Below are 18419 nucleotides of genomic sequence, written 5' to 3'. Positions count from 1 at the left end.
TCTTAGGCTCTTTTAATGTATGGCAGTTTCGTACCTGCCTTTTCTGCTTAGTCTTCTACAGGAACGAAAACATCTTTTCCTAATCCGCAGATTGGGCATGTCCAGTCATCTGGAATATCCTCAAATGCAGTTTCTGGATCGATACCGGCGTCTGGATCTCCTACTGCCGAATCATAAATATATCCACATGGTTCACATTCATATTTTATCATAGTCATTTTCCATTTTCAATGTCGATTTATTTTTGTTACCAAGTTTCTAGCAATTTTTCTAACACTTTGTTTCTTGTATATCTGTATTATATATGATAATTATTCTTTTGTCAATAATAGTAATTATTATCATTTTTACGCTTAGCATAAACTGATATTTGAATTGCACATTTACATATTGTATATATCATGGGAATAGTTGAATAAAAAAATGAACTCTATTCATTAAAGACAGAGTTGCTGGAAATTATTTCTCTACAACAACTTTCTTCGTCTTTAAGTCCTTGAAACACAATACTTTCCAATCAGATTCATCCAACTGTTATATTTATTCTTTTCACACACTTTTCGGCAAATTTCATTTTCCATCAATACACAGAACATCTTATCATAATCAAATGCCCAAACAGCACCATTCACATGGTTTTCCACTGCTTTCTGATCTATGTTCTTTAAACGTGTGACCATTTTTTCAATTTCTCTATTTCTCAAGTTACCGATATTTTTGCAGATAAACCGAAAGAAATTCAACGTTGCATATTCGTCATGCCAATGGAACTCTTCTGGATTGTTTTTAATTTTACTGACTCGCTGCTGTTCTTTGATTATCTGATCAGCTACACCTTTCATCGAATCTTCGTATCTCATATTACTCACCTACTCTTCCTCAACACCCAGTGACGGTTTAAATCTTTTATCCTTTGCCTGCGGTACCACGATCTCATAAAAATAAAATCCTAAATATCCAAGTGCCTGCTTCTTCATTTTATAAAAAGAAGTCCTGCCTATTCCTAACTCCTGCTGTACTTCCACATCTGTCTTATTATAATGACTGCAAAAACAGGAATGAAGGATTCCACTGAGCATCACACCATTCGGTGCATAGAACTTCACCAGTGTCATTCCACGATAGATCATATCAGACAAGCCATAAATGATCATCAGGTTGTTCATTTCCCGGTGCATCTTTGGCACATTCAGCTGATTGTTATAAATGCTCAGATAACTCAATGCATATGCCATATCTTCATTGATTTTCTCCTGGCACTCCATATCCAGTTCTTCCAATACAACCTGGTTTTCTAAAATCAGTTTTTGGTAGCTTGTCATCAGTTCTTTAATATCAGTATAATGTCTTCCGATTGTAACTTCCAGATAATCCTGTGCATGACTTGCCATCTGGAAGGTGATTTCTTTCATTGATTTAATTGCATAATCTCTGTCTGTCATCAGTTTCAAAATCTCCTTATCATCATCACACTAACTGGCGGTCTTTCAGACCAGTTCGCTTTCCCCATGATTTTGATGGAAAGCAATTACTTACTACAACTTGCAGAAACGGATATCCAAAAGGCATTGTGGGAGCTGCCTTTGCTGACCGAAATCCATCTTCTTATGTAAAACCTGCAGGAATATAAAGGGAAAGTGACTATCCCTGCCGATTAATAATCCAAATAATATCGTCTATACTAATCTCTCCTTATGCTGTTTTTCTCTCCATAAACCATTTATCCACTTCGTAAAACAAGTGGCTTTCCTGCCCCTGTATCATACAGGTGTACATCATTCCTACACCGCCTGCCTTTCTGCTGGCGCATCGCTCAATTTTCAAAATTCTGTCAATACTATATTTTCTTCCATCCTCCCATGTAAAAAATATGGGAACCAGCCGTCCGTCTTTCCGAAACTCTGCCACTACATCTACATATACTTTGTTCATGCCGACACCTCACTATAAAATCTCGATTGCTCTTGGTGATGCCGGGATTCTGCGGATATATCCATTTTGCTCCAACTGCTTGATTCTGGAAAAAGCAGATGATGTTGATTTCACCCCGATCAACTCTCCAAATTCCCGGACTGTCAGCGGGTATCCATGCTCCTTCGTATAATTCAAAATACACTGATAACTTTCTTTCTGTTTTCTGGTTAATACTTTTTTCAAATCTATCCCTCCAATTACCCATGAAAATAACTGTGTGGATGGACCGTGTGCGTACCAGCGTCTAAGTGGGATAAGACTTTATCCTGATACATTGTCGCTCGCTGTATACTGAAATAACCAAACCGTCGTCTGATCTCATCTACAGTACGATCCAGCTTCTCTAACTTTTCCTTTTTCTCCTGATTTCCAAATAAATCCAACTGCACGGGAATATCATCTAACACAAGATCCGCAGCTCGGATTCCCAGGCTTCTAATGGGATGTTCCCATTTGTAATTATCTTTAAATAGCTGAAATGCTGCAGTTACAATCTCGTTTGTAATATTCGTTGGCTGTCGTAAATGTATCTGTCTGGAAAAACTATACAATCCATTATCTCGAACTGTAATTTCTACTGTTTTGCATTTAAATCCATGTTTCCGCAATCGTGCAGCTACACTTTCTGCCAATGCTATTTGAATGATCCAGACATCCAGATCATTTTCCAGATCTCTCGGTGTTGTAGTGCTATTACCTATCGACTTTACTGGTGCTTCATATCCTTCCTTGCAAACCGGATCTTCATCCCAGCCATTTGCGAAAGCCCATAATACATTTCCTATTTTTCCAAAATGACTCTCTAACAACTTCTCGTCTGATTCCTCAAGTTGCCCGATTGTCCGGATTCCAAGTTTTTGCAATTTCTTATTTGTCTGTCTTCCGACATAAAGCAAATCTGACGCTGGAAGCTGCCATATCCTGTCTTTATAATTTTCTCGATTAAACTCTGTGATTGCATCCGGCTTTTTATAATCTGGACCAAGTTTCGCATAAATCTTATTCCAGGAAATTCCAATACTTACCGTTACACCCAGTTCGTATTTAATCCGATGGCTGATTTCTCTTGCAATCGTCATTCCGCTTCCTTTCAGATTTCTGCTGTCCGATACATCCAGCCAGGCTTCATCAATTCCATATGGCTCGATCTTGTCCGTATACTCCGAATAGATTTCTCTTGCCATCTGTGAAAATCTCAAATACAAATCCATCCGTGGTGGTACAAATATGATTTCCGGACAAATCTGTTTTGCCTGCCATAATGCCATTCCGGTCTTTACACCTTTTTGCTTTGCAATATAATTTGCTGTCAGCACAATCCCATGTCTGGCTTCCGGATCGCCACCGACTGCCAGCGGCATTCCGGCAAATTCCGGATGATGTAACATTTCTACACTGGCGTAAAAACAGTTCATATCACTATGCAGGATCACACGCTCACTCAAACTTTTCACCTCCCAGCTGTTTCCTTAAACATGATGTCTTATCAATTTTTGTATGTTTAGTATATATCGACATTCCGGAGATGGTCAAGCGACATCTTGGTTGTATTTTCTCCATTTTGGAGATTATTATTGATTTTATTTCTAACATACGGTATAATGCATATAGAAAATTCAAATAGAAATGAGGCGAACAAATGCGTGATTTCGGGGAAATATTAGCAGAAAATAGAAAAAAGAAAGGATACTCTCAATCAGATCTGGTAGACCTGCTTTCTCAGGAAGGTATTCAGGTCACTACAAAAGCAATCTCCAAATGGGAGACCAATGCACGAGAACCAGCTTTACATGTTTTCCTGACACTTTGCCAGTTACTTGATATCGAAGATATATATGAATCCTTCTTTGGAGAAAACCCATATAACATTATGAATGGATTGAATGAAGAAGGCAGAAATAAATTGATTGAATTTGCTGATATTTTGAAAGCTTCTAAAAAGTTTTCTCCACTGTCTGCAAAGATTATCCCATTCCATCATCCTATAGACATTACCTGGGAACCTGTTTCTGCTGGTACTGGAAATTATCTGGAAGATTCTGTAAAAGAAACCTATGACGTAGGACATCTTGCTCCTGAGCAGACTGACTTTGGTGTACGGATCTCCGGTGACAGTATGGAGCCACTTTATCACACAGGCGATGTCGCATGGATTCAGAAAAAAGATTCTCTTGCTAATGGTGAAATTGGAATCTTCTATCTCAACGGTAATACTTACATCAAGGAATTACACGATGAGCCAGATGGTGTTTATCTGATTTCTTTAAATCAAAAATATCGTCCTATCCAGGTTTTGGAATCTGACTCTTTTAAGATTTTTGGAAAAGTAATCGGGAAATGCAAAGGTGCAGAAATTCCGGGATTCCATTAGATTTCAACAGCAGGTTCATGATCCTGCTGATAACAATAAGCAAAGGAAGTGATTGAATGGCAATCAATAATACACTAAAAGATATTCGTGAAGAACGTAATCTCATTCAAGCAGATTTGGCTGAAGCCATAGGTTCCTGTAGCCAAACTATAGGCCATATCGAACGTGGAGAACGTAATCCATCTCTTGAGATTACAATCCGGCTGGCACATTACCTGAAAGTACCTGTAGAAGATATTTTTCAGGTTGAAGACTGAAGCACAACAGCCAGAAAACCGAGGAATAAAATCCCCGGTTTTCCTTTTGCTCCAAAATCAGTGTAATCCTTTTACAAAGTCCGTTGCATTTTTCATATCTTCCTCATTCGGATGGCCTTTAGCAATACCTCCAACCAGTTTAAATGGTCCGAATGTGTCATACCCTTTACAGCCAAATTTTCCAACTACACTGGCATGTTTTTTATCCAAAATCTGCTCTATGGATTTATAATTCGCACTTCCACCATAAGTACAGATCAGAAATATCTTTTTGTCGTCCGGTAGATTCTTCTCTGCAAATTCCAATATCGACTGATGAAACTTTGAAAAATAGATTCCTGATGCAAACCCAATCATATCATAACTGCTCAGATCTGCATCTGGCTGTTTCACAGCATCAATCAAATCCACCTGACATTCTTCTGCGATCCTCTTTACTAATTTTTCTGTATTTCCATGATGCACAGATGCGTATACTATCGCTGTTCTCATTTTTCTTCCTTTCTGTCTGCTCCGTCAATCAGGTCATAGCTCATATCCAAAAAGTCCAATGTCTTCGCTTCACTGACTGAACCATCCAGTAAAATCGTGATCCAGTGCTGTTTATTCATATGGTATCCTGGTAAAAATCCATAAGTCTGAATAATCATGCTGGTCATTTCTGGATCGCACTTTACGTCCATGATGTCAACCAGATCATTTCCCTCTAATCCCAGTTTCGATTTTTCAACCGTCATGATCACTGCATACCATTTTCTATTTTTATGTCGGAGTATTGCACTGTCCGGTAGTTTACTCCATAAATATTCCGGAACTGTGCCATACTGTTTCTGCACATATTCAAAAATTTCTTCTTTGTTCACAATCTATTCAACTCCTGATTCTTCTGATATCCTGCTCATAATCATACCACATTTTCGTATCCCGTACTACCTGCCAAATTCTTTTGCATTTTCCCGGTTCTCCTGACTTTAACTAATAGAGGGGTAAAACAGCAAGGACAGGAAGTGAGGATACACTTCCGGGAAATCCCAATTTAGGGAACCCTGCCCTAAATTGAAAAAACGCTGAAAGCAACGATACTACTGTCCTCTCAGAAAGGAGAACCCGCCAATGGCTGAAAGAAAGAGAAACAAAGAAAGCCATTTCTATGTAACCGAAGAAGAACGAAAGTTAATCCGCAGGAAGATGATAGAATCAAAGACAAAAAACATGGGAGCTTATCTGCGCAAAATGGCAATCGACGGTTACATCGTCAACACAGATACCACTCCACTTAAGAAACAGTATGAGGAAATGCACAAGATTGGTGTAAATATCAATCAGATTGCAAAAAAGGTAAATACCACCGGAGATCTACATCCGGAAGAAATGCAAGAATTGAAAGAGATGGTAAAAGAAATATGGCATATCTTAAAATCTTCCCCATTAAAGTAACAGACAAGAAAGCTCTAGACTATATTACAAATCCAGATAAGACAGATGAAAAACTGTTAGTTTCCAGTTTTGGCTGTTCCCCGGAAACTGCAGATCTTGAATTTTCTATGACAAGAGAAATGGCAAAAAAGAATGGAATGGACAAGGGCGATAACCTGGCATTTCATCTGATCCAGTCATTTAAGCCTGGAGAAGTTGATGCCGAAAATGCCCATCGCTTAGGGCAGCAATTTGCTGACGAAGTACTGAAAGGAAAATATGAATATGTGATCAGTACCCATGTTGACAAAAATCATATCCATAACCACATCATCTTCAACGCTGCAAGCTTTGTTGATCATCACAAGTATGTTTCCAATAAGCGGAGCTACCATAAAATCTGCCGGATCAGTAATCGCATTTGCCATGAAAACGGACTTGCCACCAGTATGCCAACCGGAGAAAAAGGTAAAAGCTATAAAGAGAATATGGAATATCATCGTGGCACCAGTTGGAAAGCCAAGCTACGTGTTGCAGTTGATAAGGCAATCTGGACTTCCATCAACTATGAGGAATTTCTACAAAAAATGCAGTTAGCCGGATATGAAATCCGGCAGGGAAAGCACCTGTCATTCCGTGCACCGGAACAGCAGAACTTCACTTATATGAAATCTCTCGGAAGCTATTATTCCGAAGAAAATGTTCGCATCCGTCTAGCTAAAAATCGTAGCAAAGTAAAAACTCCAAGACATCTGTCCAGAGAAGCTCGCTTGTATATCAATATCTCCACTTATGTCACAACTGGAAATCGAGAGGGATTTGAACGATGGGCAAAGCTCAATAATCTAAAAGAGGCAGCCCGCACCTTCAACTATCTTTCCGAAAATAACTTGCTGAATTATGACGATTTCAGGCAGCATGTATCTGACATTGAAGCTTCTGTGAAAGTTGCCGACCAAAGAATAGCACAAATCAACAGTGAGCTGAGCACGCAGAAAATCATTCAGAAACACTGCGATTCTTACCGGCTTTGTCGAAAAGTGATTGAGGATTGCAAATCTGCTAAAAATCCAAAAGATTACCGTACCAAGCATCAGGCAGAATACCAGCTCCACGATTCACTAAGAAAAGAGCTTCAGGATCTCGGCGTTACCAAAATCCCAAGCTCTGACAAAATCCAGAAGCAAATTGAAAATCTTGAATCTGAACAGGCTGCTACCGTCCGGGAAAAACAGGAATTACAGAAAAAGCAAAAGACACTTGATATCATTCGGCAGAACTTCACATCACTGCTTAATGCTCCAGAGATGCAAGTTCCCGTATCAGGAAAAGAGCTAGCTCTTTAAAAAGAAGAGGTACCTACTTAACGGTGCCTCTTCCCGGATTTCCTCCATATCCGCCTGATAGGGGGAGCCCTCTGCATTGATCCGCTTGGCGATCTGATTGATATTCCGTCAGATGGCGGAAAGCTCCGCGGTGAACGCTTTGATATCCGCCGTATCGGTGTAAATGATATATCCGTCAATCGCCATCTTGCAGAGGTAGGCACCATAGCACCTTGTGGGGAGCTGTGCCATCTTCTCGTCAATGAGCCGTTTTTCTTCCTCCGTGATATAAAATTTCATTTGAACGCTCCGCTTCCGGTTTGCCATGCTCCGCCTCCGTTTCTCATAAGGGTCTGGGATATCCCAGCAAGCATTTTTCATTTTCGGGCAAGGGACCTGAAAATCCGAAAAATCGCAAGCGGGTACTCGCTTGCTGTGCTTGCTATCGAAACCCTATCTTTGTTTTTCCCTCTGTTAATACTACAATTTGGAACGGAGATTTTGGCTGTTCGGAAAAGATATATCGTATAAATTGACAAAGAAAACGCCAGAGAAAAAATCCCTAGCGTTCATGATGTTATTGCTTATGTGCCATCTTCCGATAATCTATCGGCAAAATTCCTGTGCTTTTACGGAACAGCTCCGCAAACCGGCTGGATGTAGAATATCCAATCATTTCCGCAATTTGTCCCATCGTAAAATCCGTATCTATCAACAAGTGTTCAGCTTGGCTCATGCGACGCTGTTGAACATATTCCGTGATCGTGCAGCCTTGTAATTGCTTGAAAGATGATTTCAACTTGGTTGTTCCCATGCATGCAATCTTGGCAAGTCGTTCCAGCGGAACGTCAAAAGCATAATGGTCGTTCAAATAAGCAATCACATTTTCCAGTTGTGCTATATCCTGATCAGTTAGCTGTTTTTCCTTGCGAGTGAGAAGCTTTTTCTGTTCTTCCACCACAAGAGAAACCGCCTCGGCAACCTTAGCTTCATAAAATAAACCTGCAGCAATACCATCTCCTCGATAGAGTTTTACTTCATGGAGCAACTTTGCCATGGCTGGAAAATCCGTTGTCTGATCCACCTTCTTGAATGCAGCAAGAGGATTTATATAATCACTCGGATACTGCTTTTTCAGATAGCCCTCATAATATGCAGGCATGACCTCAATACCGATGGAATAAATGGGAATCTTCTTGTGGATCAATGCCTTATAGGGTTTGTCACCTCCGATAAAAGTCTTGATACATCCGGCAGAAAGACGCCGATATGGATTCAGTTCTTCGCCGGAGATTGATTCGTATTGAGTGATACTCAAACATTCCGGCAAATTAAATTCCATGAAAAAATCATCGTGGAAATAGAAGTCGTGAATCTTAATATCATACAGGTCTTTTTTTGCATAGACCCAATAGAAGCCTTCTCCAAACTCATGAGAAAGCCTCCAACATTGTCCAGCAGAATTAAAGCTGTTGTTGTCATCTGCTGGAATAAAATGATTATCTGTTAAAAGCGGTTCATAGTAGTCCGCAATAATGCTATTGTCCAAATAACGGCCTCCTTTGAAACGATTGGACGAACCTTTGCAATGAAAGGACGAACATCTCCCTGAATTATTGCATAATCTTCGTCCTGTGAGTATTATAGGAGCGTAGTTAGCAGTAACTAATCATACTATAACAGATTCGGGGCGAAAGGTCAATCGCTCCTGAAACAAGGAGGAAAATTTTATGAGCAATCAAGAAACTGTGAGAAAAGGATTGTCCGTCAAGGACTTGGTAACGACAGGAATCTTTACGGCGCTGCTGTTCGTTTTCACGATGGTGGGCGGTGTTTTCTTTGCAACAAACCCGGTACTTACGTTCTATATGCCGGCAGGCAGCGCCCTGCTCTGCGGGCCAATCTACTTATTGATGGTCGCTAAAGTGCAAAAACGCTGGAGCCTGACGATCATGGGGGTTCTGATTGGCATTGTTTGGTTTGTGACGGGTATGCATTGGGCTTTTGCTCTTGGGTATATGCTTATGGGTATCATCGCTGATTTTGTCGCTGGTGCAGGACAGTACAAAAGCAAAAAATTCAATATCATTTCCTACATCCTGTTCTCCCTCGGTGGAACAGGCTCGTATCTCGTGTTCTTTGCAGACCCGGATGGATGGGCGCAAACAATGTTAGGAAACGGGACGGAACAGGGCTACATTGATACCATGCAGGCAACGGCAAATACCGGGATTCTGATTGCAATGTTCGCAGCTGTGCTTGTGGCGGCCACAATCAGTGCCATAGTAGGAAGCCGGATGTTAATAAAGCAGTTTGAAAAAGCAGGTATTACAGCATGATGGGTGAAAACCGTAAGAAAGGGTTCTGGCTCGATCCACGGGCCAAACTCTTTCTTATTCTGATGTGTGTACTGGCGTCCATGGTTGCTCCGTCACTCGGATATCAATTTATACTTGTACTTCTGATTGCATTATTAGGAGTATTGTTCGGAAAGTGGAAGTATGCTGTAAACGCAGTGTGCTTCTATGCTGTTATCTGTGTTTTGACGGTGTGGATCATGACAGAGATGACTGGCACGTTGCGGACAATGTTTGTGGCGTTTCTCGGTCTGTTCCATAAGGTTTATGCCTGTGGTATGTTGTCCGGAATTGTCTTGTCAACAACGAAAGTCAGCGAATTTTTATCAGCAATGAACCGGATTCATGCACCCAAAAAGCTGGTTATCCCGCTGGCGGTCATGCTGCGCTACATTCCAACTATTCAGGAGGATTGGCGCTTTATCAAAGACGCTATGCGTATGCGGGATGTTTCCCCAACGCCAGCCGGGTTTCTTAAAAATCCGGGAATGACAATCGAGTGTATTTATGTACCGCTGATGATGGCAGCTTCAAAAGCGGCAGACGAACTTTCCATCGCTTCTATTACTCGTGGCATTGAGAACCCCAGTCCCCGCACTTGCCTTGTTCAGATAAAATGTGGGGCTGCGGACTGGATCGGAATGAGCGTTGCTGTTGCCTTTTTTGCACTCGAATTGTGTTTGCAGGGAGGTGTGATTGGTTGATTGAATTTGAAAATGTGTCTTTTTCATATCAGGGACAGGAACATAATGGCCTGCATGAAATCAATCTGAAAATCTCAGACGGCGAATGTGTCCTGTTCTGCGGACGCAGCGGATGTGGGAAAACGACAATTACAAGGCTGGTAAATGGTCTGATTCCACAGTTTTATCAGGGTGAGTTACAAGGCCGCATATTGGTAGACGGGCAGAAAATCAGCAATCTACCTATGTATCAGATCGCGTCAAAGGTCGGTTCGGTTTTTCAGAATCCCCGGACGCAGTTTTTTAACGTGGATACTGACAGCGAGATTTCTTTTGGAATCGAAAATGAGGCACTGCCTCCGAAAGAGCTGGCAGAGCGTGTAGATCAGACAACGGATGATCTGAATATTCAAAATCTGCGGAACCGCAATATTTTTGAGTTGTCTGGAGGGGAAAAGCAAAAAATTGCATTTGCGTCAGTCTATGCAATGAACCCGGAAATCTATCTGCTTGATGAACCTTCCTCTAATCTGGACATGACTTCGATCCAGGAATTAGCGGGACATCTGCGACTGATAAAGGCGCAGGGCAAAACCGTTCTGATTGCCGAACACCGTCTATATTACCTGATGGATATTGCAGACCGCATTGTGTATCTGGATAACGGCAGGATTACAAATATTTTCACGCCGGAGGAATTGCGGCGGTTGCCTCAGGATATGCGAGAACGAATGGGACTTCGGGCAGTGGATTTGCAGGAGGTTCTTCCATTGACATGTCAGCCTGCATCTGGAAAGGAAATGCTGAAGCTATGTGATGTGGCGCTGCATTATAAGGAACGGTCGATTTTACATAATATCAATATTTCTGCTACAAAGGGTGAAGTGATCGGAGTGGTCGGTCACAACGGAGCCGGAAAGACTACATTTTCCCGTGCCATCTGCGGGCTTCACAAAGACTGCGAGGGACAATTCCTGTGGGAAGGTAAGCCGATGGATCGTAAGGCAAGGCTGAAACGTTCCTATATGGTTATGCAGGATGTAAATTATGAACTTTTTGCTGACAGTGTGGAAGCAGAGTGTTCCTTTGGTATCCGCAATCCAGATCAAACGCTGATAAATGCGACTTTGGAGGAACTGGGGCTTGCCCCATACCGGGAACGCCATCCAAACACACTTTCCGGCGGTCAAAAACAACGGGTGGCGGTAGCCGTCAGTATGATTTGTGGGAAAGACCTGCTGGTATTCGATGAACCGACCAGCGGCCTTGACTTTGACAGTATGACACAGGTGGCAGGACTGATCCGCAGGTTGTCCAATATGGGAAAGGTTATTTTCATTGTTACCCATGATTTTGAGTTTGTCTGCCGTACCTGCTCCCGTGTCCTGCATTTTGACGAGGGCGAAATGCCCGATGATGTACAAGTTACAATGGATGCCCTCCCGAAATTGAGAGAGCTGTTCTCTGTTTCAGATGGAAAGGAGAGGTAGTCTATGAAGCAGAAAAAGGAAAACAGAGTGGCTTTGCTGCTCCACTGGGCCGGTGAGCAGAAAATCTGGCTGTTTCTGGCGATTTTTCTATCGGCGGTCAGTGGTCTCTGCATTATCGTCCCTTACATTGGGATTTACAGGCTGATGGATGCCACATTTAACAATGCCTGCACAAAAGAACTTGTGGTACAGACTGTGGCAATGATTGCCGCCGCTGTCACCCTGCGTTTTGCATTATTCGGCTGTTCCGGCGTGGCAGCCCATAAAGGCGCATACGGCGCACTGTTCAAAGTGCGCTGCATGGTTGTTGAACACATAGCCAGAGCGCCTTTGGGGGCCTTGAATGAACGGCGCACCGGGGATATTAAAACGGTTCTGAATGAAGATATTGAAAAGCTGGAGTTGTTCCTGGCCCATAACCTTCCTGACCTTGTGTGCTATCTGGTTGGGCCGGTAGTCATCTTTATTTACCTGATGACCGTCAATATTCCTCTGGCATTGATTTCCCTGGTTCCGCTGATCCTTGCTGTTGTTGTAATGGGGATGATGTTCCGCAACACGGATGACCTGATGGAACGGGCTAATCGCTCCATTACCACACTGAACTCGGTTATGATTGAGTACATCAGCGGTATGAAATTGATTAAAGCCTATAACATGGGGAGCAAATCGTTTCAAAAATTTTCAGACGCTATCCAGGAAGAAAACGCCATGTGGAATGAAACTTCCCGGCGCATGGGGCCACCTTATGCGGCCTTTGTTGTTATCATCGAATGTGGGATGTTGCTGATGGTTCCAATCGGCGGAATGTTTTTCCTCAAAGGCTCACTGGCGGCCAGCGCATTTTTGCTGTTCGTCTATGTAGGTTCCATGTATCTGACGGAAATCCGCCCCCTGCAAGAACTGGGGACTAATTTTGCCAATGTACTGAACGCTATTACCAAGACCAAAGAAATCCTGGATATTCCGATTTATGAGGGTGGAACGGACTTTCCCCAAAATCACGATATTGAACTTCGCAATGTTCGATTTTCCTATGACGGCAAGACCGATGTACTGCAAGGTGTCAACCTCAAAATCAATGACGGGGAACGCGTGGCTCTTGTGGGACAGTCTGGTGCCGGTAAAAGCACTGTGATTGAACTGATCTCCCGCTTCTATGATGTGCAGGAGGGCGAAGTGCTGATTGGCGGAAAAAATGTCAAGGAGCTTGACTACGATACCATTCTGAAAAATGTAGCCATCGTATTTCAAAAGACATTCCTGACCCGTAACAGCGTTTTAGAAAATATCCGAATGGGCAGCAACGCCACTCTGGAAGAAGTGCGGGCTGCTGCAAAAGAGGCGCAGATTGACGATTTTATCATGTCCTTGCCAGATGGATATAACACGAAAGTGGGCAGCTTTGGCTCTCGCTTCTCCGGCGGTGAAAAACAGCGGATTGCCATTGCCCGCGCTATCCTGAAGAACGCCCCCATTTTGATTTTAGACGAAGCCACAAGCGCCTCTGACCCGGAAAATCAGATGGAGATTGACAAAGCCATTCAAAATCTCTGCAAGGGAAAAATCGTCATTGTGGTAGCCCATCGTTTGAGCGCGTTGAAGATGTGCGAGCGTGTAGCAGTGGTTGAAAATCACACAATTACCTGTGTCGGAACCCATGAGGAAGTCCGAAAGAACAATGCTTACTATCGGAAGGCGTGGGAGGACTACGAAACAGCTCAGAATATTACTTATCAGTTGGAGGGAGGCGAGCAGCATGAGTAAGCATGATGTATTGAAAAAGAACCGTAATTTTTATATTGGCGTTGGCGGGACTGTTCTGGAAGGGCTTCTCTCCGGCAGCTTGTTCATGCTTCTTTACTCTGTCATGCAATTTCTGTGGTCATGGCAATTTGACATGAACCGGGCATTGATATTGACTGGTGTAATTGCGGTCATTTTCCTGCTTCGTATTCTGATTTACAGCTATGGTTATACCAAAGCGCAGATTGGCGGCGCAGAGGTCAGCAAAAACATCAGACTTTTTATGGGCGACCATTTAAAGCGTATCCCGCTATCCCGGTTTACCCAGGGACAGACCGGCGATTATATCAATACCATCACAAGCGATGTAAACAACTATGAAAAAATCCTGACCCATAAGATCGGTGATCTGGCAAAGAGTTTTGCACTGTCGCTCATGCTGATTATTTTTGTGATGACCATTTATGTGCCTGCCGGAATTATCCTGCTGATTGCCGACCTGCTTTTAATCCCTGGACTGTGGCTTTCTTTCCGTATGGTTCGGAAGTATGGTAAAGAAAAGAATGATATTTGTGCGGAGAATATCAGCAGCATTGTGGAGTATGTGTCTGGTATTCAAACTTTCCGGACCTATGGCGTAGGTGGTTTGAAGAATAAAACCGTTATCAATGCCATGCGGGAGTTCTGCCGGATCAGCTTTGTGTACGAAGCAAAGGTACTGCCTATCGGTGCTGGATTTGGCATTTTAAGCTGGCTGTCCTGCCCACTGGTTATTTGGACAGCGTATGCGCCCTGGGCCACAGGGACACTGAACACGGTAGACTATCTTTTGATCTGTATGCTGCCTTTGTTCTGTGCAAAGCTGGCAAACTCTATTTTTGTAGACCTCACCAGCTATAAAAACCTGATGATTTCCAAAAACAAAATCCTGGGTGTTATGGACGAGCCGGAAGAAACAGGCAGTATGGAGACATTCCAAACAGCTACACATGAGATTCGGTTTGAAGATGTGGATTTCTCCTATGTCCCCAGAGAGCCTGTTTTGAAACACGCTTCCTTTACGGTTCCCGATCAGAAGTTGACCGCCATTGTCGGGGATTCTGGAAGCGGAAAGTCTACAATCTTGAATTTGATTGCAAAATACTATGAAGCTGGCGGTGGTACAATTTCCATTGGCGGTAAGCCGATAGATCATGTGGCAGCAGAGCGGGTACTGGAACAAATCTCTATGGTGGATCAGAATGTATTTCTGTTTGATGATACCATCCGTGAAAATATCCGTCATGCCCGTCCTGACGCTACGGACGCTGAAATAGAGGCGGCTTGCCGGGAGGCGAACTGCGACGGATTTATTCGTAAGATGGAAAAAGGGTATGACACGCCAACCGGCGAAAATGGCAATCTGCTTTCAGGTGGTGAGCGACAGAGAATTTCGATTGCCCGCGCTATCCTGAAAAACAGTCCTATCCTGCTGCTGGATGAAGCAACGGCGTCTCTTGATATTGAAAATGAGCTGGCTGTAAAGCAGGCAATCGCTAATCTTCTGAAAGAGAAAAAGACCGTAGTTATGATTGCTCACACATTGTCCATCGTGAAAAATGCAGATCAGATACTTGTTGTGGCGGACGGCAGAATTGCAGAATCTGGCACACATGACGAGCTTTTGACGAAAGGCGGGAAATATGCTGCCATGTGGAATGCAGAGCAAAAAATTTCCGCATGAACTTGTGATTACTGGTAATGATTGGGAAACGGCGAAGCAGGATGCTTGCCGGATAGAACATGCAATCAGTGATACAGCTTTTCAGAAGTTGAAGAAAAAAGTACAGGGAACCGAATAGCGCACGTCGGCCCTGCACTGCATAATGAATTATCTGCCCCCGAACGTGGAAAGAAAAAAACCGTTGGTCTGGGCAGATAATTTCGTGTGCCCACTTTGGGAATACCATGCTTACCGGCGGTTCTGTAAATTGGGATACTGTTCCGTATACAACAGAGGATCCAGAAACATTTTGCTGCAGAAATCAGGGTTTGCAAATCTTCTTTTTCATCTGTAATGAGAGTAATTGCATCGTTCATTACAATGTCAACATTTCCATAATCCAGTCGTAAACACTTTTTACATAACTATATTCGTCAACTGGAACACTATATGATTCTTTGGATAGTTTATTCTTAATTGCACTCAATCTAAGAATCCATTGTGTCTTAGCTTCTTTGCCTCCTGCAATCCTTGTTTCCTCCGGTCTAACTAACATCTCTTCAAAGAAAGAGGACCAGTTTTTTCCATTGGTTACAATCGAAACATAATCCGCTAATGAAACAAAATCCCAGACATTAACATCCTCTGCATCGTCACCGCTATTTAACTGAAGATCATATGCTTTCTCATCGGCCAGTTTCTTTGCCTTGGTATAGGTGTTTTTAGGAAGGCCTTTAACTAGCCAAGATGTACCAAAATATTCCTGAAGACTACCAGATATAATAGTTTTTAATTTGTTCTCAATCTCGCACAACAATTACCGTATTCAAACAAAACTGACTCCGTTAGAAAAACGAAATCAGTTTGTTGCTTAAAATTTAATTATTCTACCATAGACCTGTTTTTTTGTGCTGTCTGCACAACTTGGGGCAGTTCAATTCGGGAGAGATTATCACTTTATGCTTTATTCTTATTTGACCTGTAAAGCCTGGTCTATGAGTTTTTCAAGTGTCTTTGCTTGATTTTTTTCAGTGATTGCACCAACGATTGGCTCGCCTACAATGTTGCCGTTCTTGTCGACAACATATGTTGTTGGGTAAGAGAAGATACCTGATGTAAACTTGCCTGCATCGCTGTTTGAATCAAACCAGATGTTCTTGTAGGTTACACCTTTCTTTGAAAGGATGTCTTTTGCTTCTGAAATTGCTGTCTTGTCACCATCAAGTGTAAAAGTGTTGATGCCGACAACCTGACCGCCTTTTTCTGCAAGCTTTTTGTTGAGTGCTTCCAATTCGGAAAGTTCGCCGACACAAGGCTTGCAAGTGCTGAACCAGTAGTTAACAACTGTTACATTGCTGTTTGCGAAAAGTTCACTGCTCTTTACATCGTTGCCGTCAAGGTCCTTGCCGTCAAATGACGGAAAACTTGTTGCGTCACTGCTGTTTGAAACAACGCCGTTACTGTCAGCCGGAACGCTGTCGCCGTTGCCCGGAACCTTTGCACATTCAGGATATTTTTGTTCCAAGATTGTGAGCTTGCCCTCAATTTCCTTGATTTGTTCTGCACCGGCAACGAGTTTTTTGTATTCCTCATCTGTGAATTGGTCCTTTGCACTTTCGATTGTCTTGAGAAGAAAGTCGCCGTAGTTTGTGCCGTCCTCAATCATTGGGGTTTCCTTGTTTGAAGCCATAAATACTTTTTCCCAAAGGGCTTTGTCTGTTGACAAAATTTCGTTTTCTTTTTTCATAAGCTGATTGTAGAGCTTTAAAGCTTCATCAGCATCACTTGGCTCTGTTGCCATCAAGGTTGAAATGCTTGAATCTGTTGATTGTTTTTCGTCTTTGTTGTCTTTTGATGTTGAGCAAGCAATAAGGCTGATTGCCAACACAGAAACTAATAATACTACTGTTAAGATTTTTGAAAGTTTTGAAAACTTCATAATTATTCCTCCGTTATAATTCCTCTTTTGTTTCTTTTTTGTTTGTTTTGTTTTCGATTTTTGCATTTTCGTCTACTGTTTTTCCAAGCATGCCAAAGCCGTATTGAAAGCTGACTGCGTCGGTAGGACAGGCACTTATGCACTTTCCGCATCGGATACATTCGGTGCTGTTAGGCGTTTTTGTAACATCAACATCCATTTTGCACACCTTTGCACATTTTCCGCACGAAACGCATTTGTGCTCGTCTACCTTCATCCCAAACAGCGAAACCTTGTTGAACAGTGCGTAGAATGCACCGAGTGGGCAAATCCATTTGCAGAACGGTCTGTAAAACAGCACGCTCAAAACGACTACCGAAATCAGCACAACAAGTTTCCACGAAAACAGTTTTCCCAATGCCGAACGGATACCTTCGTTGACTGCCGAAAGTGGCAACGCACCCTCAAGCACACCTTGCGGACATATATATTTGCAGAAATATGGGTCGCCCATCCCCAAATCATTTACTATGAGCACCGGTAATAAAACAACTGCCAACAGCAGTACTGCATATTTGATATATGTCAGTGGCTTGAGTTTTTTTGTTGAAAACTTTTTGGTCGGGACTTTGTGCAACAAATCCTGTAACCAACCAAACGGACACAAAAATCCGCAGATAAAGCGTCCGAGCAGAACTCCCAACAAAATGAGAAATCCTGTTATATAATAGGAAAACTTATATTTTGACGAGCCGACTACCGCCTGAAATGAGCCGATTGGGCAAGCACCCGATGCGGCAGGACAGGAATAGCAGTTCAGACCAGGCACACAAACGGCCTTGCCTTTGCCTTGATAAATTTCGCCTTTAAAAAAGTTTGGCAGATGAATATTTGTCAGCAGAGTTGCTCCTGCCTGAATCCATCCTCGGAATTTGGCTAATTGGTTAGATGCCGAATGTTTTTTCTTATTATGGTTTTTATTCTTTGTTTTCTTTTTATCCAATTCCTACACACTCCAAACAAAGCCTGATTGCCTTGCTCAAAACGGTTTCAACTTCGCCACGCATCGCACCGAAGCCGAGCATAATAGCTCCCGAAATAAGCAGTACTGCCTGTGATAAAGCCTTTTTTGCTCTGGTCAATTCAATCACTCCTTTCATTTTCTGGCGTCATTGTAGCA

At 42.5% G+C, this 18419-nt stretch carries 23 protein-coding genes and 1 pseudogene; 10 read left to right on the top strand and 14 right to left on the bottom strand.

The window, feature by feature from the left end; genetic code table 11:
* Nucleotides 1–47: 47 nt before the first annotated feature.
* The 6 genes from rd to dinB form a co-directional block, all read right to left on the bottom strand.
* Nucleotides 48–212 carry a rubredoxin gene (gene rd / locus EYS05_RS12970; RefSeq protein WP_015541208.1) on the bottom strand — a complete coding sequence of 55 codons (165 nt, stop codon included), beginning with the start codon at nt 210–212 and terminating at the stop codon, nt 48–50.
* Between the two features lie 276 nt (nt 213–488).
* Nucleotides 489–860 (bottom strand): hypothetical protein, encoded by a 372-nt coding sequence (locus tag EYS05_RS12965; protein WP_138277331.1) that lies wholly within the window; start codon nt 858–860, stop codon nt 489–491.
* Between the two features lie 9 nt (nt 861–869).
* Nucleotides 870–1442, bottom strand: a complete 573-nt coding sequence (locus tag EYS05_RS12960) for a hypothetical protein (protein ID WP_118050736.1) — start codon at nt 1440–1442, stop codon at nt 870–872.
* A gap of 250 nt (nt 1443–1692) precedes the next feature.
* Nucleotides 1693–1932 carry a hypothetical protein gene (locus EYS05_RS12955; RefSeq protein ID WP_117846065.1) on the bottom strand — a complete coding sequence of 80 codons (240 nt, stop codon included), beginning with the start codon at nt 1930–1932 and terminating at the stop codon, nt 1693–1695.
* A 12-nt stretch (nt 1933–1944) separates the two neighbouring features.
* Nucleotides 1945–2157: a LexA family protein gene (locus EYS05_RS12950; protein ID WP_118624547.1), complete on the bottom strand. Its 213-nt coding sequence runs from the start codon at nt 2155–2157 to the stop codon at nt 1945–1947.
* Between the two features lie 14 nt (nt 2158–2171).
* Nucleotides 2172–3419 (bottom strand): DNA polymerase IV, encoded by a 1248-nt coding sequence (dinB, locus tag EYS05_RS12945; protein ID WP_118624545.1) that lies wholly within the window; start codon nt 3417–3419, stop codon nt 2172–2174.
* A gap of 194 nt (nt 3420–3613) precedes the next feature.
* Between dinB and EYS05_RS12940 the strand changes: the two genes are divergently transcribed.
* Both EYS05_RS12940 and EYS05_RS12935 read left to right on the top strand, forming a co-directional pair.
* Nucleotides 3614–4345 carry a helix-turn-helix domain-containing protein gene (locus EYS05_RS12940; RefSeq protein WP_118624543.1) on the top strand — a complete coding sequence of 244 codons (732 nt, stop codon included), beginning with the start codon at nt 3614–3616 and terminating at the stop codon, nt 4343–4345.
* Between the two features lie 56 nt (nt 4346–4401).
* The gene (locus EYS05_RS12935; protein ID WP_118624541.1) at nt 4402–4602 is read left to right on the top strand and encodes a helix-turn-helix transcriptional regulator; all 201 of its coding nucleotides are present in this window, start codon (nt 4402–4404) and stop codon (nt 4600–4602) included.
* A 57-nt stretch (nt 4603–4659) separates the two neighbouring features.
* Here the strand turns inward: EYS05_RS12935 and EYS05_RS12930 are convergent, their stop codons facing one another.
* A complete protein-coding gene (locus tag EYS05_RS12930) occupies nt 4660–5094 on the bottom strand; it encodes a flavodoxin family protein (protein WP_119247471.1) in 435 nt (144 codons plus the stop codon).
* Nucleotides 5091–5465, bottom strand: a complete 375-nt coding sequence (locus EYS05_RS12925) for an MmcQ/YjbR family DNA-binding protein (protein ID WP_138277330.1) — start codon at nt 5463–5465, stop codon at nt 5091–5093. The genes EYS05_RS12930 and EYS05_RS12925 overlap by 4 nt, the downstream gene beginning before the upstream one ends.
* A gap of 250 nt (nt 5466–5715) precedes the next feature.
* On the opposite strand from EYS05_RS12925, the gene EYS05_RS12920 reads away from it, so the two are divergent.
* Together EYS05_RS12920 and EYS05_RS12915 are read left to right on the top strand one after the other, a co-directional pair.
* The gene (locus EYS05_RS12920; protein ID WP_138277329.1) at nt 5716–6039 is read left to right on the top strand and encodes a MobC family plasmid mobilization relaxosome protein; all 324 of its coding nucleotides are present in this window, start codon (nt 5716–5718) and stop codon (nt 6037–6039) included.
* On the top strand, nt 6006–7364 hold the full coding sequence (locus EYS05_RS12915) for a relaxase/mobilization nuclease domain-containing protein (RefSeq protein WP_138277328.1): 1359 nt from the start codon (nt 6006–6008) through the stop codon (nt 7362–7364). Before EYS05_RS12920 ends, EYS05_RS12915 begins: the two co-directional genes overlap by 34 nt.
* Here EYS05_RS12915 and EYS05_RS12910 read toward each other — a convergent pair.
* Together EYS05_RS12910 and EYS05_RS12905 are read right to left on the bottom strand one after the other, a co-directional pair.
* Nucleotides 7353–7670 (bottom strand): annotated as a pseudogene (locus EYS05_RS12910) (plasmid mobilization protein). The gene EYS05_RS12915 and the pseudogene EYS05_RS12910 overlap by 12 nt on opposite strands.
* A 250-nt stretch (nt 7671–7920) precedes the next feature.
* Complete coding sequence (locus EYS05_RS12905; protein WP_118624535.1) at nt 7921–8892, bottom strand: helix-turn-helix transcriptional regulator; 972 nt, start codon at nt 8890–8892, stop codon at nt 7921–7923.
* Between the two features lie 181 nt (nt 8893–9073).
* Here EYS05_RS12905 and EYS05_RS12900 point away from each other — a divergent pair, with 181 nt between their 5' ends.
* The 6 genes from EYS05_RS12900 to EYS05_RS17945 are packed head-to-tail and all read left to right on the top strand — an operon-like array spanning nt 9074 to nt 15460.
* Nucleotides 9074–9682, top strand: coding sequence for an MptD family putative ECF transporter S component (locus EYS05_RS12900; protein WP_118050731.1), 609 nt, complete (start codon nt 9074–9076; stop codon nt 9680–9682).
* Nucleotides 9679–10404, top strand: coding sequence for an energy-coupling factor transporter transmembrane component T (locus EYS05_RS12895; RefSeq protein ID WP_138277327.1), 726 nt, complete (start codon nt 9679–9681; stop codon nt 10402–10404). The genes EYS05_RS12900 and EYS05_RS12895 overlap by 4 nt, the downstream gene beginning before the upstream one ends.
* A complete protein-coding gene (locus EYS05_RS12890; RefSeq protein WP_138277326.1) occupies nt 10401–11873 on the top strand; it encodes an ABC transporter ATP-binding protein in 1473 nt (490 codons plus the stop codon). The genes EYS05_RS12895 and EYS05_RS12890 overlap by 4 nt, the downstream gene beginning before the upstream one ends.
* Before the next feature lie 3 nt (nt 11874–11876).
* Nucleotides 11877–13640: an ABC transporter ATP-binding protein gene (locus tag EYS05_RS12885; RefSeq protein ID WP_138277325.1), complete on the top strand. Its 1764-nt coding sequence runs from the start codon at nt 11877–11879 to the stop codon at nt 13638–13640.
* Nucleotides 13633–15342 (top strand): ABC transporter ATP-binding protein, encoded by a 1710-nt coding sequence (locus tag EYS05_RS12880; protein WP_118050728.1) that lies wholly within the window; start codon nt 13633–13635, stop codon nt 15340–15342. Before EYS05_RS12885 ends, EYS05_RS12880 begins: the two co-directional genes overlap by 8 nt.
* Nucleotides 15302–15460: an iron dependent repressor, metal binding and dimerization domain protein gene (locus tag EYS05_RS17945; RefSeq protein WP_118050727.1), complete on the top strand. Its 159-nt coding sequence runs from the start codon at nt 15302–15304 to the stop codon at nt 15458–15460. The genes EYS05_RS12880 and EYS05_RS17945 overlap by 41 nt, the downstream gene beginning before the upstream one ends.
* Nucleotides 15461–15697: 237 nt before the next feature.
* On the opposite strand, the gene EYS05_RS12870 is transcribed toward EYS05_RS17945, so the two are convergent.
* From EYS05_RS12870 to EYS05_RS12855, 4 genes are all read right to left on the bottom strand, one after another.
* Entirely contained in the window at nt 15698–16135 is a 438-nt protein-coding gene (locus EYS05_RS12870; RefSeq protein ID WP_118513284.1) for a hypothetical protein, read from the bottom strand.
* Nucleotides 16136–16291: 156 nt separating this feature from the next.
* A complete protein-coding gene (locus EYS05_RS12865) occupies nt 16292–17260 on the bottom strand; it encodes a TlpA family protein disulfide reductase (RefSeq protein WP_138277324.1) in 969 nt (322 codons plus the stop codon).
* A 13-nt stretch (nt 17261–17273) separates the two neighbouring features.
* Entirely contained in the window at nt 17274–18242 is a 969-nt protein-coding gene (locus EYS05_RS12860) for a 4Fe-4S binding protein (RefSeq protein WP_118063000.1), read from the bottom strand.
* Complete coding sequence (locus EYS05_RS12855) at nt 18235–18399, bottom strand: CD1871A family CXXC motif-containing protein (RefSeq protein WP_015541225.1); 165 nt, start codon at nt 18397–18399, stop codon at nt 18235–18237. The genes EYS05_RS12860 and EYS05_RS12855 overlap by 8 nt, the downstream gene beginning before the upstream one ends.
* Nucleotides 18400–18419 lie beyond the last annotated feature (20 nt).

The sequence above is a fragment of the Blautia sp. SC05B48 genome (assembly GCF_005848555.1).
GTDB lineage: Bacteria > Bacillota > Clostridia > Lachnospirales > Lachnospiraceae > Blautia_A.
The sequence above is the reverse complement of the archived record's forward strand: the minus strand, read 5'-3'. Positions and strand labels throughout refer to the sequence as shown.